At 36.4% G+C, this 14,730-nt stretch carries 15 protein-coding genes and 1 pseudogene; 6 read left to right on the forward strand and 10 right to left on the reverse strand.

Annotation, left to right across the window (positions count from 1 at the left end; genetic code table 11):
* From IRT38_RS11785 to IRT38_RS11795, 3 genes are all read right to left on the reverse strand, one after another.
* Positions 1 to 169: response regulator transcription factor (locus tag IRT38_RS11785; RefSeq protein WP_194597793.1), on the reverse strand; the 169-nt coding region annotated here is incomplete at its 3' end.
* Positions 170 to 272: 103 nt separating this feature from the next.
* Positions 273 to 638 carry a NirD/YgiW/YdeI family stress tolerance protein gene (locus IRT38_RS11790; protein WP_194597794.1) on the reverse strand — a complete coding sequence of 122 codons (366 nt, stop codon included), beginning with the start codon at positions 636 to 638 and terminating at the stop codon, positions 273 to 275.
* Positions 639 to 723: 85 nt separating this feature from the next.
* Positions 724 to 2,481, reverse strand: a complete 1,758-nt coding sequence (locus tag IRT38_RS11795; protein ID WP_194597795.1) for a GspE/PulE family protein — start codon at positions 2,479 to 2,481, stop codon at positions 724 to 726.
* Positions 2,482 to 2,714: 233 nt separating this feature from the next.
* Between IRT38_RS11795 and IRT38_RS11800 the strand changes: the two genes are divergently transcribed.
* Complete coding sequence (locus IRT38_RS11800) at positions 2,715 to 3,980, forward strand: MgtC/SapB family protein (RefSeq protein ID WP_194597796.1); 1,266 nt, start codon at positions 2,715 to 2,717, stop codon at positions 3,978 to 3,980.
* Positions 3,981 to 4,004: 24 nt separating this feature from the next.
* Here IRT38_RS11800 and tsaA read toward each other — a convergent pair whose 3' ends face one another.
* Complete coding sequence (gene tsaA, locus IRT38_RS11805) at positions 4,005 to 4,727, reverse strand: tRNA (N6-threonylcarbamoyladenosine(37)-N6)-methyltransferase TrmO (protein ID WP_194597797.1); 723 nt, start codon at positions 4,725 to 4,727, stop codon at positions 4,005 to 4,007.
* Positions 4,728 to 4,827: 100 nt separating this feature from the next.
* Here tsaA and IRT38_RS11810 point away from each other — a divergent pair, with 100 nt between their 5' ends.
* Positions 4,828 to 5,607: a ferredoxin--NADP reductase gene (locus tag IRT38_RS11810; RefSeq protein ID WP_004911671.1), complete on the forward strand. Its 780-nt coding sequence runs from the start codon at positions 4,828 to 4,830 to the stop codon at positions 5,605 to 5,607.
* Positions 5,608 to 5,725: 118 nt separating this feature from the next.
* Here IRT38_RS11810 and IRT38_RS11815 read toward each other — a convergent pair whose 3' ends face one another.
* Positions 5,726 to 6,286 (reverse strand): TetR/AcrR family transcriptional regulator, encoded by a 561-nt coding sequence (locus tag IRT38_RS11815; protein WP_004953978.1) that lies wholly within the window; start codon positions 6,284 to 6,286, stop codon positions 5,726 to 5,728.
* A gap of 445 nt (positions 6,287 to 6,731) precedes the next feature.
* Between IRT38_RS11815 and IRT38_RS11820 the strand changes: the two genes are divergently transcribed.
* Together IRT38_RS11820 and IRT38_RS11825 are read left to right on the forward strand one after the other, a co-directional pair.
* Positions 6,732 to 7,592: a hypothetical protein gene (locus IRT38_RS11820; RefSeq protein WP_004911677.1), complete on the forward strand. Its 861-nt coding sequence runs from the start codon at positions 6,732 to 6,734 to the stop codon at positions 7,590 to 7,592.
* A gap of 247 nt (positions 7,593 to 7,839) precedes the next feature.
* Complete coding sequence (locus tag IRT38_RS11825; RefSeq protein ID WP_194597798.1) at positions 7,840 to 8,295, forward strand: DUF441 domain-containing protein; 456 nt, start codon at positions 7,840 to 7,842, stop codon at positions 8,293 to 8,295.
* Positions 8,296 to 8,368: 73 nt separating this feature from the next.
* On the opposite strand, the gene IRT38_RS11830 is transcribed toward IRT38_RS11825, so the two are convergent.
* Entirely contained in the window at positions 8,369 to 9,289 is a 921-nt protein-coding gene (locus tag IRT38_RS11830; protein ID WP_194597799.1) for a LysR family transcriptional regulator, read from the reverse strand.
* 246 nt (positions 9,290 to 9,535) lie between these two features.
* Here IRT38_RS11830 and IRT38_RS11835 point away from each other — a divergent pair, with 246 nt between their 5' ends.
* Positions 9,536 to 10,750 carry an MFS transporter gene (locus IRT38_RS11835; RefSeq protein WP_194597800.1) on the forward strand — a complete coding sequence of 405 codons (1,215 nt, stop codon included), beginning with the start codon at positions 9,536 to 9,538 and terminating at the stop codon, positions 10,748 to 10,750.
* Between the two features lie 20 nt (positions 10,751 to 10,770).
* Here the strand turns inward: IRT38_RS11835 and IRT38_RS11840 are convergent, their stop codons facing one another.
* From IRT38_RS11840 to IRT38_RS11850, 3 genes are all read right to left on the reverse strand, one after another.
* A complete protein-coding gene (locus IRT38_RS11840) occupies positions 10,771 to 11,382 on the reverse strand; it encodes a DUF2238 domain-containing protein (protein ID WP_004962355.1) in 612 nt (203 codons plus the stop codon).
* A 61-nt stretch (positions 11,383 to 11,443) separates the two neighbouring features.
* Positions 11,444 to 12,064 carry a LysE family translocator gene (locus tag IRT38_RS11845; protein WP_194597801.1) on the reverse strand — a complete coding sequence of 207 codons (621 nt, stop codon included), beginning with the start codon at positions 12,062 to 12,064 and terminating at the stop codon, positions 11,444 to 11,446.
* A gap of 81 nt (positions 12,065 to 12,145) precedes the next feature.
* Entirely contained in the window at positions 12,146 to 13,129 is a 984-nt protein-coding gene (locus IRT38_RS11850; protein WP_004911693.1) for an ion transporter, read from the reverse strand.
* Positions 13,130 to 13,381: 252 nt separating this feature from the next.
* Between IRT38_RS11850 and IRT38_RS11855 the strand changes: the two are divergent.
* A pseudogene (locus IRT38_RS11855) lies at positions 13,382 to 14,045 on the forward strand (anion permease).
* A 47-nt stretch (positions 14,046 to 14,092) separates the two neighbouring features.
* Here the strand turns inward: IRT38_RS11855 and IRT38_RS11860 are convergent.
* The gene (locus IRT38_RS11860; RefSeq protein WP_194597802.1) at positions 14,093 to 14,593 is read right to left on the reverse strand and encodes a hypothetical protein; all 501 of its coding nucleotides are present in this window, start codon (positions 14,591 to 14,593) and stop codon (positions 14,093 to 14,095) included.
* Positions 14,594 to 14,730 lie beyond the last annotated feature (137 nt).

Raw genomic sequence — 14,730 nt, forward strand, 5'->3', positions numbered from 1 at the left:
CATTAGGTAAACCTCTGTCCAGCAAAATACAATCATAATGATGCTGTTTTATTGCCAAGATAGCATGGTCGCCTCGTTCAACCCAATCAACACTATAACCATCCATTTCCAGCCAGTCTTTAATACTTTCAGCCTGAGAAGCGTCATCTTCTGCTAATAAAATTCGCATAATAAGGTTCTCATAATGAATGACTACAATCTATGATGCCTTGAAAAGATCAAACTGGCAAAAAGCCAGATGATTTCTCATATGGCTTGTTTAATTTAATCAGTTAAAACTGCACTTGATCGACATCAACTTCAACACGTTTCATAGGCTTATAATCGATATCAGTCTCACCGATCAAAGTCACAGGAGTTTTAGCAGATACTGGTTTACCTTTCCATAAATCATCATCAATATCGACAGTCATAGAACCTGTTTGGTCACTAAACTGGTATTTTTCATCACCTGTTGCCTTCACAATATAACCTTTGAGCATAACAAGTGAATCATCTTTAAGTGTCAAAGCTTGTTTAACTGATGTCGTTTGTGTTGGTGCTAAAGCCTGTTGATTAACTGCACCTGTGTTCGCTACAGCAAATGTAGTTGTAGCAACTAAGCCTGAAATTACAGCAATTTTAGAGAACATATTCATCTATTTACCCTTGTTTATGTATTCACTTTTGATGAAGCTATTTAAACAAAGCTAGATGAGGTGAATCTTAAGATTTCTATTTTGCTTAACTCAATGGCACGACACGGAGTACTTCTTCCAAAGTTGTTACGCCTTCAATCACTTTACGTGCACCTGCAATTCTCAAAGGTTCAACACCCTCTTTTTTCGCCTGTACTTTTAAATCATTCAAAGTTCCATGTGCACTAATCAAAGATTTGAGTTCTAGACTCACTGGCATAAACTCATAAATTCCTACACGACCTTTGTATCCTGTATGACGACAGGTTTCACATCCAACCGCCTTATACATCGTTTCAGGCATTTCCATAATGTAATCAAAAGTCAGGTGTTCCCACTCTTGTTCATTCATTGAGGTTTCTAGTTTACATTGCGGACATAAACGACGGACCAAGCGTTGCGCCAACACACCAAGAATGGTTGCAGCTGTTAAAAATGGTTGAACACCCAAATCATGCAGACGAGTTAAACTTGAAGGTGCATCATTGGTATGTAAAGTTGATAATACCAAATGTCCTGTGAGTGCGGCTTGAATTGCCATATTTGCAGTATCGTGATCACGAATCTCACCCACCATAATGATATCAGGATCTTGACGCATCAAAGCTCGTACACCATCTGCGAATCCCAATTCAATCGTTGGATTAACCTGCATTTGGTTAAAACTTGGCTCCAACATTTCGATTGGATCTTCAATGGTACATACATTCACTTGTTCAGTAGCTAACTGCTTCAATGAGGAATATAGAGTTGTGGTTTTACCAGAGCCTGTTGGACCTGTTACTAAAATAATCCCATGACTATGTTGCGTTAATTGCTGCCAACTATGTAACAAATGCCCTTCGAATCCCAGTTGTTGAAAACTTCTAACCAACACTTCCGGATCAAAAATACGCATGACCAACTTTTCACCAAATGCTGTAGGCAAAGTTGATAAACGTAACTCTGTTTCTTGTCCTTTGGGTGTTCGTGTTTTCAAACGACCATCTTGTGGTTTACGTTTTTCAGCGACATTCATTCGACCAAGAATTTTAATCCGTGAAATCACGGCTGTGAGAGTATTTGCAGGCATATTATAAATTGTATGTAATACACCATCGATACGAAAACGTACCTTACCCTTTTCCTTGCGAGGTTCTAGATGGATATCGCTAGCACCTTGCTCGAAAGCAAATTGCAACACCCAATCCACCAATTTAACAATGTGCTGATCATTAGCATCAGGATTTTGGGTATCACCAAGCTGTAATAGAGCTTCAACACCCTTATTATCTCGATCGAAAGGACTAGAGTTTTGAGAGGAATTTACAGCTCGACTGACTTGATAATACTCAACCAAATAGCGACGAAGCTGTTCAGGATTGAGGAGAACGGGTTCAACTTTTTTAGGGCTGAGGCTCCTCTCTAAATTATTTTTCCACTCCAAAGAAAATGGTTGATCCGTACCAATCAGAATACGATCTGCATGTACTTCAACAGCAAGAATATGGTTCCGTACAGCAAACTCCTGCGACATAACCCCAGTTAAAACTGCTACGTCAGCTTTTAATGGATCAATAACAAACAAAGGAACTTGAGACTTTTCAGCCAACCATAGACATAAGCGATTCAGTGTTAAGGTTTGCCCAGCATGTAACTGGTCTTTTAAATTAAAGTTTGCTATCCATTGAAGAGGATGCCATTTCAATTGTTCTTTTTGGCGATGTGTAGTTTGTACCAATAATTTATCACGCTCATTAATTCTTCCGTCTTTTTGTAATTGTTCTAAACACCAAAAAATATCGATTTCAAAGTTAAACGTCATTGTTATACCCCAACTAATTTCTATAATATAACAGAGAACCAGCAGAATCTGTCAGATCATTTTGTAGATTCCAAATCAGTAAATACGTCTTGAAAACATAGACATAAGTTCAATAATTTGACTATAAACTTTGTAAAATTGTGATATAAGTTTTAGAAACGATTAAATATTTGAAATGTTTCATCCTTCCATATCAACGCTGCATGATGAACATATAACAACAGAGATAAATTATGGCTGAACTCATGAATTATTCGATACAAAATACATCATTCAGCCAACTTATGATGATTTTTGCAGTGTCTTTGGGCTGTGGATTATTGATTGGTTTAGAACGTGAACGCAGTAAAAGTAAACATAAAACTAAAACATTTGCAGGTTTTCGAACTTTTGCAATCACCTCACTTTTAGGTACGTTGTGTTTTTTATTTAACTTAGAAATTGGAATCACGGGAGCAATTCTAGTCGGTGCCATTAGTATTGCATCCCTACGTAATCAACAAGATGATCCAGGGGTTACAACAGAACTTGCCTTTATCATGACTTATTTTATAGGTGCAGTATGTATTTGGAATATCAATTTAGCGGCAGGTCTTGCTGTCACTTTGACCATACTGCTCTTTGCCAAAGAAACATTACATGGATTGGCTAATCAATGGATTAGCGAGACTGAATTAAGGGATGGTGTTTTATTATTGGCACTTATTCTTATTGGATTACCTTTAGCACCTGATAAAGCGTATTGGGGACCCGTTTTAAATCCTTATACGATTCTCAAGTTACTCAGCTTGATTTTATTGGTTCAAGCGTTAGCTCATTTTGCCAAACGCTTGTTATCTTCTAGAAATGCGATCGTGTTTTCCTCCTTAGCTTCAGGCTTTGTATCAAGTACTGCAACTGTCGCAAACTTAGGTATGGAAGTTCGTAATAATCATGCCGACCCTAAAATCAATGCAGGTGCTGCGCTGATGTCTTGCGTTGCAACTTTAGTTCAAATGCTGATTATCGTCGCTAGTATCAGCATGGCATGGTTAGAGCTGCTTTTAATACCCAGTTTAATTTCAACCTTATTACTATTTGCATGGTCTATTTATCTGTTGCGTAAATCTACTAAAAATGAGCTAAGTCAAAAAACTGATGAAAGTCGAATGTTTAGTTTTAAAAATGCGATTGTCATTACCGTAGCATTATCCACCATACAAGCAGCCGTTTATGGCTTAAATTTATGGTTAGGTAATAGCGGACTTATTATTGGAACATTCATCGCCTCTTTATTTGAAATTCATGCAGCAATTGCCGCAATAGTCGTCCAAGGCGATCCAAATACGGCTCAGGCAACACCATTGCTAATTGCTTTGATGGTTGGTCTATGTGCCCACGCGATGTCAAAAAGTATTAATGCTGGGCTTACAGGCGGTTATAAATACGCACTTGCATTCGTTCCAGCACAGATTCTTCATATGGCTATTTTAGTTATTATAGTTTGGGTATCCCGCTGATAAATATAATAGTAAAAGCTGACATTAAAGTTTCATAATTTCGATGGTATTCGCTATAACTTTGAAATTTACATCGAATTGGGAAAACTTCATTTTATAAATCCGTTCAGCATCCTCATGATATGCAGGTCTTGGATCTAAAGCCAATACTTGCTCCATTTCATTAAATATGCGAATAGGTATTTGGTCTTTTTGGATAAATTGTTGTCGTTGATGCAATGCCATCTCACTCCAAATAACTTGCTTACGCTGAGGCTCTTCTTGAGCATATCCACTTAATGCATTTGCAATAGAATCCGAATATTGAATATAAGGTTTAATGTCTACAATCGGCGTACCATCTAGCAAATCAGCACCTGTAACATAAATTCGAACACGATCTGATAACTTTTCAATACGCAAGAATTGCACTACAGATAGTCCAATCGGAGATGGTCTGTACATACTTCTTGTGGCAAAAACACCAATTTTTTGATTACCACCTAATCTAGGTGGTCGAACTTGTGCTCGAAATTTATGTCCAGCATCAGTGTTGTTTGCTTGATGCTTATTGTCATGGAACTGCCAAAGTAGCCATAAATGACTAAATTCATCTATCCCTTCAAAAGCCAATATATCGTTATAAGGCTCGATCATTTCGATATATGACTCCACCTGAACCAAATTTGGTTGTCGTGGAATGCCAAATTTTTCACGATAAGGTGAATGCATATAACCAATGATCGGAATTGTAACAACGGGATTCATCACTTTTTCTTATAAAGACAATTAAATATATTCAGTTTATAGAGAATGATTTTAGATTAGAATAGCAATCTGTTTCTTTTAACTGTGATCGAGACCTTTAATGGCTGCTTTTAACGTTGAACGCATTACTCATGTTCACCACTGGAATGACACGCTTTTCAGTTTTAAAACTACACGCGACACAAGCTTACGTTTTAAAAATGGTCAGTTTGTAATGATCGGACTTGAAGTGAATGGTAAGCCTTTAATGCGTGCTTATTCGATTGCGAGTGCGAATTATGAAGAAGAATTAGAATTCTTCTCGATTAAAGTACCTGATGGTCCTTTAACTTCTATTTTACAAAAAGTTCAGGTTGGTGACGAAATCCTTATTTCAAAAAAACCAACAGGTACTTTAGTACATGATGATTTATTGCCTGGTAAAAATTTATACCTTTTATCTTCTGGTACTGGTTTAGCGCCTTTCCTTTCACTTATTCGTGATCCTGAAACTTATGAAAAGTTTGAGAAAGTGATCGTTGTACACGGTACACGTTATATTTCTGAACTTGCATATCAAGATTTGATTCTTAATGAGCTTCCAAATCATGAATTTTTCGAAGAGCTAGGAATCAAAGATAAACTCGTATATTACCCTACAGTTACACGTGAACCATTCCATACACAAGGTCGTGTGACTACTGCTATTGAAACAGGTCAATTATTTGAAAAAATTGGTTTGCCACGTTTCAATCGTGAAACTGACCGTGCAATGTTATGTGGTAGCCCTGCTTTCTTGAAAGATGTAGCTGCACTTTTAGATGAACATGGTCTCGTTGAATCACCACGTATGGGTGTAATGGGTGACTATGTAATCGAACGTGCTTTCGTAGAAAAATAATACCTATGCATTAATAAAAAAGCCGAGGAAGATATCCCCGGCTTTTTTATTATTAAATCTTATTAATAGCTTATTTAGTGATCTTTAATAATATTATTTAGAGCAATAAAACTATTTATTAAGCAGCTTCTAAAGAAATTAATCGCTCAATATAATACCAACACTCTTCAATTTGAACATGATCTTGATTTACCTTTGCAAGTGTCGTCATCCCATCAAGAATATTGATATACATCGTAGTTAACACATGAGGTTGAAATACTTTTGCCTTTTCAAATAGATCTTCAACTAAATTCATTAACCAATTTCTATAGTCGACAATTGGACCAATAATAGATGGGTATTGTTGTAAAATTTCCAATGAAGCCTTTTGAAACATACAACCATGGAAATCATCCGAGTTAAACCATGACACATGCCAAAAATATACTGCTTTAATTTTTCCTAAATAATCACCCTCATCAATCTGATTTAATTGTTGCTCAATCGCTTGCTGAATGCTTTTATTTCTTCTAGATAAACACTCTTCGATTAGACTCTCTTTAGATGGGAAATACTTGTAGAAAGTCATCTTAGCGACGCCTGACTCACTGATAATTCGATCAATTCCTATAGAACTATAGTTATGACGGTTAAATAAATTCAGTGCCGTTGTAATAATATCTTCTTTTTTTGACATTTTATTATCCTTTAGAATTTTATCAAAAAACTTGATGTATTATTTAGACATAGTAAATGCTGGATAATTCTGGCTACTATGCTTATTCATATTATTTTAAGAGTATTATCGAAAATATGGAAACTTTTCTTAAACAACTCATGATTAAGTTAAGCAAAAAAGTAGGAATACACAAGATAATTTGTAAAAAATTTTTTTTATAAATAAAACAGTCATTATTGTGTGCATTAAATCACTTTTTTACAATAATAAATTAGCTAATTAAGTACATCCCTTAGTTTTCAAAAACGAGAATCAATTGCTTTCAAAAAAAATCGTCTTATATTTTATTAATCCAATAAAAAGATTTTTGGTTGAACTAAAAGATATATTTATAAGCGACCAAAAGAAATCGGCAATATATAATTGGAAAAAGCAATAATATTAATTCATTGAGTAGAAGACTATGCCAAAAAAATTTGAAGATTTTGATAACCCAAGACAGAAAGCTATAGACGGAATGAAAAATAGTATTTCTGAGGATTTATGGAGTAAAAACGTGCAGTTTCTCAAAACTTTGCGCGAAGAGATTTCACAACATCCTGTGTCTAAACACCCTGCAATTCAGCTATTAAATGATGGCTCAATTGATAAAGAAACCTTAAAACATATTCACCTTGAATACCGACATGCCATAGTGCAAGTATTTACAGATGCTTTATTGATGGCTCAATTCCAAACCAAACAACTCGAACCTCGTCTGAAATCAGGTTCAAAGATGTATGCCCGCTTCTTACTCAACCTCAATGTCTTAGATGAGTATGGCTATCGTCCAGCCTTAGATATCAATGGATACTATGCTGGTAATCCTGATTATGCACACTATCCTTTATTTGAAGATGTACTCGATGATTTCGAATTAACACAAGCAGAGCGCAACAATTATCAGCCCTCGATTATTGCTCAACAAGTGAAAAACTATCTTGAATATGCTTTCGATCGTTATGAAGCCGTAACAGCGTTATTGGCTGTTGCAGAAGAAGAAGTTATCCTTTTTAGTCCTGCCTTGCGTCAAGCAACTAAAGCTGTAGGCTTTAATGTTGATAGTGGTTACTACTATGTGCATGGTGTTTCACAAGATGAAACTGCTGAAGCTGCTGACGATGACCATGAAGATGATCTCTGGTTTGTTCTAGCTCAAGCCTGTGTGGAATCTGACTATCCTTATATCCGACAAATTTGTTTAGAATATTGTGATTTATGGCAACAATTCTGGGATGAACAAATTGCAACTTATCAATTTGAATCGTTCAGAAAACTTGCATAATTTTATTCTTAATAATAAGGTCATCTCCAAATCAAGGATTAAGATGACTTTAAAATTTTCGTTCGATTAATCAATACTGATATAAATAAGATCAACTGCTAAAAATTTTCGCCAATCATAGTGAGCTTAAAGCGAATCTTTTTTTTGTATTTCTGAATGATTCTGCCTTTTAACAGCGAAGTTTACATAAGCTGTCAAACTTGTAGCCAATTGCGTTACAATTCAAGTTTTATTACCTTTCAATCCAATGTTTGCACATTTCGATTTCAATCTTCTAGTTTTGCTGATCTTATTAGGATTTGGTGTTTTCAGTCAAAATACGGCTGTTATGATTGCAACAGCTGTACTAATCATCGTGAAAATCACTCCGCTCAATCAGCTTTTTCCTTACATCCAACAACATGGTTTAAACATCGGAATTATCATACTAACCATTGGTGTTCTTTCCCCAATCGCGAGTGGAAAACTCAGTGGTGAAAGTATTTTAAATTCATTCCTAAGTTACAGATCTCTTTTGGCAATTGCTGTTGGCGTATTTGTGGCTTGGTTAGGTGGACGAGGCGTGAAATTGATGAGTCATCAACCGGACGTTGTAGCAGGATTATTGATTGGAACAGTAGCAGGTGTTGCATTATTACGTGGAGTACCTGTCGGTCCCCTAATTGCAGCAGGCATATTATCGATATTGATTGGTAAGAGTTAATATCTCAAACCAATCAGATAACATGCAGTTATAAATGTACCAAATCTATAACGCAGACTTTAAAACGATCAAATTAACGTTCGTAATACATCACACGCTTTTGTGAGAATTTTTCTAATTGCTTTAAAAAGCCTTCAAAATAGCTTTTCTCTTTTTCGTCAGTACGATAACCCGCATAGAGCGTTCTTCTCAAACCTTTTGGTGAAACACAATCTAAGCGACGGCTCACCACCCATCCTTTTTGCTCATGTTCATTCACAACCCAATCAGGCAAAGCTGCAATACCGCGCCCACTTGCTACCAGTTGAATTAACATCTGAGTCAAATCAGTAGTCCGAATGTGTTTTGGCAAAATATTCGCGGGTAAAAACAGATGAGCCATAATATCCAAACGATGCTTATCGACTGGATAGGTAATCAAAGTCTCTTCAGCCAGATCTTGAACGGTAATATGTTCTGCTCTCACCAAATGATGTGTATTTGATAAAACTAGACGTGATTCATACTCAAAGATTGGAAAGTATTCTATACCCTTTAGCGCAATTGGATCTGCCGTGATCAGTAAGTCAAATTCAGCATTTTGAAGAAGTTCATGCGGATTTGACTCAAAACCTGCAGCAAAGTCTAAATCTACGTCAGGATATTGTTGACGATATTGATTTAATAAAGGCATGAGCCAATCAAAACAGCTATGACATTCAGAAGAAAAAATTATGCGACCTGTTTGCCCATGTACGATTCGAGTGATATCCGTCTGTGCAATTTGAACTTGTGGTAACACATCATCAGCTAATTTGAGGAGACGCTCACCCACATTTGAAAAACTCACAGGACGGCTACGTCGATTGACAACTTCTACACCATACCAATGGTCTAATTCTTTTAACTGATGAGAAATAGCAGATGGAGTCAGACATAAATCTGCCGCTGCGGCAACTAAAGAGCCATGCTCTCTTAAAGCGAGTAGTGTTTTTAAATGTCTAAGCTCTAACACAGCACCAACCATTATTGAATTTATTTCATCTTAGCACAAGATTAATGAGTTAACCTCACTATATATTTCTGCTATTCCAAATGTCTAAAAAACGACTTACATCATATACATCATGTGTCAAATTCATGTGAACATAGGACACTAATTCTTTGAATCAACAAATGCCTTGAGTTCATTTACGTTCCTTTTCACATTTTTGCAACTATCTTGAATATAATAGTAGCGTCACTTTTTCCTTAACATGTTATGTCATCTCCCTCAGAATTGAATCAAACAAAACAATATTCCTTATTTCTTGTAATTTTCTCATTGGCTGTTGGTAGTTTCTGTATTGGTACTACTGAATTTGTCGCAATGGGGCTTATTCAAGAAATTGCAACTGATCTTCATGTCAGTGTCCCACATGCAGGTTATTTCATCAGTGCTTATGCATTAGGTGTGATGGTGGGTGCTCCTATCATTGCGATCTTAGGTGCTAAAGTGCCTAGAAAAACTTTATTATTATCACTAATGCTGTTTTACGGTCTCGCAAATGCTGCTACTGCTTTTGCCACGTCTTCAGATGCAATGCTTATTTTTCGATTCATTGCAGGATTTCCTCACGGCGCATACTTTGGAGTAGCAGCATTAGTCGCGGCAGAGTTAGCAGGTAAACATCGTCGTGCAACAGCGATTGCACAAGTTATGATGGGCTTAACCATTGCGAATGTGATCGGTGTTCCTATAGCCACTTGGTTAGGACAACAGTTTGGTTGGAAGGCTGGATTTGAATTTTCTGCGACAATCGCTTTCATTACACTGATAGGCGTAAGTTTATTTGTACCCAATATTCCTTTGCAAAAAACAGCTAGCATTAAAGCTGAATTAGCTGGGCTAAAAAATATTAATATGTGGCTGACTTTGGCAGTTGGAGCAATTGGTTTTGGTGGCATGTTCTCTGTATATAGCTATGTGTCTCCTATACTGACTGAATATACACATGCAGATATCAGCATTGTGCCAATCGCTTTAGCAATATGGGGAACAGGCATGGTCATCGGAGGCTTAGTAGCTGGTTGGTTGGCTGACAAAAGCCTATTCAAAACCATGATTGGTATTCTTATAAGTTCAGCATTGGCCTTTGTATTTGCAAGCTTTATGATGACAAATCTTTATACTGCCATCCTTGCTTTATTTTTAATTGGATTCACCGTAATTGGTTTAGGCGGTGCCTTACAAACACATTTGATGGATATTGCGGGTGATGCACAAACTTTAGCAGCATCTTTGAATCATTCAGCATTCAATTTGGCAAATGCCTTAGGTGCATTTCTAGGTGGATGGGTATTGAGTCACAATATGGGCTGGCTAGCACCAATATGGGTTGGCTTTGTTCTGAGTATAGGCGGTTTGATTATTTTATTAATTGCCCTTGCCTACGCTAAATATTCAGCGAATAAACAGTCTGTTATTCTTCAATGACAGACTGACGAATTTTTTCGTTAGTGTACTAACTTATAAAACTGTCGGTCATGCCATTTAGACAATAAGAACAAAGCACTGACCGATCCTATCAAGGCGAAAAACATATCTGACTGGGTATCCCACTCATAACCTTGTGTTCCTAAAAACTCTTCTGCACCTTCACCAAGCGCAAGTGCTGCAGCCCATTCTATTAACTCATAACTAGCACTTATCGCAAGCACAATAGAAATGACAATAAAAATCAGCATTTTTCCATGCTTTAAGATGTCATTTCTCAGCAAAATTTCACGTGCTGCAATTGCTGGAACAAAACCTTGCATAAAATGCCCAATTTTATCGTAAGGATTTCGATCTAAACCAAACCATTCTGCCATTTCAAATCCCAATGGCACACGTGCATAGGTATACGTTCCACCAACAATCAATACCATGCAATGAATAAAAATTAATACATAGAGAAGATTAGTCAGAGGAAATCTTTTATAAGTGTGAATCAATAGTGGAACGACAATTAATACAGGTAATACTTCCATGAACCATGTACCACGGTCAAAAGGATCAATTCCCGAAATAATTAAACTCAAAACTAAAAAGAGCATCGCAAACAACAACACTAATTTTTGATTCATCGTCGCCTCTCAATTCTTTAATTTTTATAAGGACATTCTTCATGTCCATATTAATCAGTATTTAGATCAAAAAGAAAAATTTAAATGATTCAACAATCGGCGATACCACAGAGATGACCAATAATAATGCTATAGCTGTATTAAAATATTGAACCTTCTTCTGATCATTCACAATGCTTTGCAAGCGTTGTCCCATATAAGCCCAAATTCCAACACACGGAATGCTAACCAATCCGAAAATCGCGCCAATAAAAACAAACTCAGCCAAATGGCTATTTACGGAGCTATAGGTTGCAATCGCACCCAATGCCATAATCCAAGCCTTAGGATTAACCCACTGAAATAAGGCAGCCCCCATAAAACTTAATGGCTTTTCAGGCTTTTCTTCTCCATCTACTCGTCCTGCACCATAAATTTTATAAGCTAGATAAAGTAAATATACGATCCCAACTATTTTCAATATTTCATACATCAAAGGAGATTGTCCAAGTGTGGCTCCTATGCCGAACCCAACAAGCATAACCATCACACCAAAGCCAAATCCGATGCCTAAAATATGCGGAATACTTCGCTTAAATCCAAAATTCAAACCTGATGCTGCCAACATAATATTATTGGGTCCAGGTGTTATAGACGTGACAATCGAATAAACAACAAAAGAAAAAAAGGTCAGTAAACTCATATACAAAATCAAAGCAATTGTTCAAATTTACACTTACTATAACAGCCAATTAAGTCAGTTTATTTCAAACAATAAAACTTTTTATTCTGGTAGCTTTTCGCCGCAATAAGGACAATAGTGTTTCTTTGAGTTTTGTTGCTCTTGTTCTTCTAAAACATGCTCTCGCAAAAGTTGGATAATAATTTCATGCATTTGCTCTTTGGGTAATCCTACCCGCTGTCTTAACTTTTCTAATTCGATCGTATTGTGAACTACCTCAAAACCATGCGCTTGAACAAGCTCACGGAACTCTTGTTCCAGACGCTGATTTCGTTGATTGAGTTCATTTGCCAAACCAGAAGCCAAAATACCCGCAGGTAAAGCTGCAATCCCCACACCTAAGATCGTAATAATTGCACCTAAAAACTTACCCATATTTGTGATAGGCGTAACATCACCATACCCTACTGTTGTAAGCGTAACGACTGCCCACCACATCGCGTGAGGAATTGAACTAAATGCTTCAGGCTGTGCTTTGTTTTCGACTACATAAATACCAGAGGCAGCCATCACGATAAGAATCACTAAGATAAAAATGACAGCTTGGAATGATCCTTTTTCACGCTTGATGACCCTGAGTAAAATTTGTAATGATACAAAATAGCGGGTTAATTTAAGGAGTCTCAACAAACGTAAGATTCGCAGCACGCGTAAATCAATTGGCACGAAGAAATTAAGATAAGCAGGTAAAATTGCAACCAAGTCAATAATAGCTCCCCCGCTACGCATCCATTTCAAACGCTGTTGACTTGCTGGAAGACTGGGTTCCTTTTCAACAATACTCCAAAGTCTAAGTACGTACTCGATAGAAAATAGTGCGATTGATATATTTTCAAACACATCAAAATAGACTTGGTACGCCAAATACAGTTCAGTGATTGACTCCAAAATAACTGCCGCAACGTTTCCAACGATTAAAAAAATCAAAAAATAGTTTACGCACAAACTAAAGGTGCTTTGATGATCATCATTTTGTAAATTGTTATAAACAAAAAGTCTTAACCGTTTTATTGAAAGCTTTGCCATACCATACTTATAGTTATCTCAACCAAAACAAAAATGTATCATGTTGATCAAGCACTGGATACGATATTTGAGCATTTCCTGAATTATTTCGGTAAATCACATTGCTAAGAATAAAAAATAACTTTGCAGCAACAGTAGTTTGCTTGCTTATAAATTATCATTTAATCAAGCTCATATCTCAAAAATGATTTGAACCTATCACTTTTATAAAAACAAATTCCATCTTACACATGAACAGAACGAGAAATTTATATGGGCTTTAAACCTATTCCCACTTTGATTTCAATTGGTATTGCTTTAATCATATGGTTCATTATTCCTGTGCCGTCAGGCGTTAGTCCTCAGGCATGGCATCTGCTCGCTATGTTTATCGGTGTAATTGCCGCTATTATTGGTAAAGCAATGCCAATCGGGGCAATTGCAATACTTGCTATCACGTTGGTTGCCGTTACAGGTGTCACTAGCGACAATCCCAGTGATGCTATAAAAGACGCTTTAAGTAGTTTTGCAAATCCGCTCATTTGGCTGATCGGTATTTCTATCATGATCTCCAAAGGATTGCAGAAAACTGGATTAGGTGCTCGCTTAGGCTATTTGTTTAATGCTCGCCTATTTGTATGCACACTATATGTTTGCCAGTACCACAGCTCATATCACAGCCATGTTTGCAGCATTTTATACTGCTGGACTCGCATTGGGTGCGCCACCGATGTTGTTTGCCTTAATGATGGCAGCGGCTTCCAGTATCATGATGACCTTAACCCATTATGCAACAGGTACATCGCCTGTGGTATTTGGTTCGGGTTACACCACACTGGGTGAATGGTGGAAAGCTGGCTTTGTCATGAGTGTCGTGAATATCATCATTTTTGTGGTGATTGGCGGACTTTGGTGGAAAGTGTTGGGTTATTGGTGATTTAAAATTGAGGAGCATTCTATACAAATAGGAATGTTCCTCTAAACTTAAATGCCCAAATGTAGAACATATAAACTATTATTAGAATCAATGACCTTCTGTATAAGCTCTGACAATATTTCAAATTGTTGTATTACTACACGCTTTTGCATAATGATTTTTTCATAACCAGCTGTTTCTCGTAAAATACGATCAACATTCTCATTTGGATCAGTCACATCATCATATGCTTGAACAAAAGTATATATGCCTGTTAACGTTAAAACATTCGGCGATAACTTTAAAATATTGACTAGACTAGAAAATAAAATTAAAGCTTCTGTAGCTCCCTCAACATCCATAATAGTCATCGCATGATAATCAAGTCCATATATTCTTTTTTTTAATAAAGGACTATAGGTTGGTAACCATTTTAGATAATCCATAAAATATAGAATTAAATCATCATGGATTGAAACATCGAAAGAAATACCCCCAATAAGATCACAACAGTCATCGTAAGAGAATTCATTTTTATTCAATAAAACAAAATCATGTGTAAGTGTCACTTTATCTACCTAATATTTGCTAAATAATTATATGGGTCTTTTTTCCATTTTACTTGATATAAAATAAATTAAAAAATTCAATTTTTTGGAAATTGACTCCTTGAAATTTTTTGCATCCACACAAACAACTCTTTGGT

Origin of the sequence: Acinetobacter sp. SK-43 (genome assembly GCF_015351505.1) — a bacterium.
Lineage (GTDB): Bacteria > Pseudomonadota > Gammaproteobacteria > Pseudomonadales > Moraxellaceae > Acinetobacter > Acinetobacter junii.

What these genes read in the sequence shown, in the direction of transcription:
- IRT38_RS11845 (WP_194597801.1), bottom strand. Translation starts at nt 12,064, where the DNA reads ATGAGTTTACTGACCTTTTTTTCTTTTGTTGTTTATTCGATTGTCACG.
- IRT38_RS11840 (WP_004962355.1), bottom strand. Translation starts at nt 11,382, where the DNA reads ATGAATCAAAAATTAGTGTTGTTGTTTGCGATGCTCTTTTTAGTTTTG.
- IRT38_RS11795 (WP_194597795.1), bottom strand. Translation starts at nt 2,481, where the DNA reads ATGACGTTTAACTTTGAAATCGATATTTTTTGGTGTTTAGAACAATTA.
- IRT38_RS11790 (WP_194597794.1), bottom strand. Translation starts at nt 638, where the DNA reads ATGAATATGTTCTCTAAAATTGCTGTAATTTCAGGCTTAGTTGCTACA.
- IRT38_RS11850 (WP_004911693.1), bottom strand. Translation starts at nt 13,129, where the DNA reads ATGGCAAAGCTTTCAATAAAACGGTTAAGACTTTTTGTTTATAACAAT.
- IRT38_RS11815 (WP_004953978.1), bottom strand. Translation starts at nt 6,286, where the DNA reads ATGTCAAAAAAAGAAGATATTATTACAACGGCACTGAATTTATTTAAC.
- IRT38_RS11825 (WP_194597798.1), top strand. Translation starts at nt 7,840, where the DNA reads ATGTTTGCACATTTCGATTTCAATCTTCTAGTTTTGCTGATCTTATTA.
- IRT38_RS11835 (WP_194597800.1), top strand. Translation starts at nt 9,536, where the DNA reads ATGTCATCTCCCTCAGAATTGAATCAAACAAAACAATATTCCTTATTT.
- IRT38_RS11810 (WP_004911671.1), top strand. Translation starts at nt 4,828, where the DNA reads ATGGCTGCTTTTAACGTTGAACGCATTACTCATGTTCACCACTGGAAT.
- IRT38_RS11820 (WP_004911677.1), top strand. Translation starts at nt 6,732, where the DNA reads ATGCCAAAAAAATTTGAAGATTTTGATAACCCAAGACAGAAAGCTATA.
- tsaA (WP_194597797.1), bottom strand. Translation starts at nt 4,727, where the DNA reads ATGAATCCCGTTGTTACAATTCCGATCATTGGTTATATGCATTCACCT.
- IRT38_RS11800 (WP_194597796.1), top strand. Translation starts at nt 2,715, where the DNA reads ATGGCTGAACTCATGAATTATTCGATACAAAATACATCATTCAGCCAA.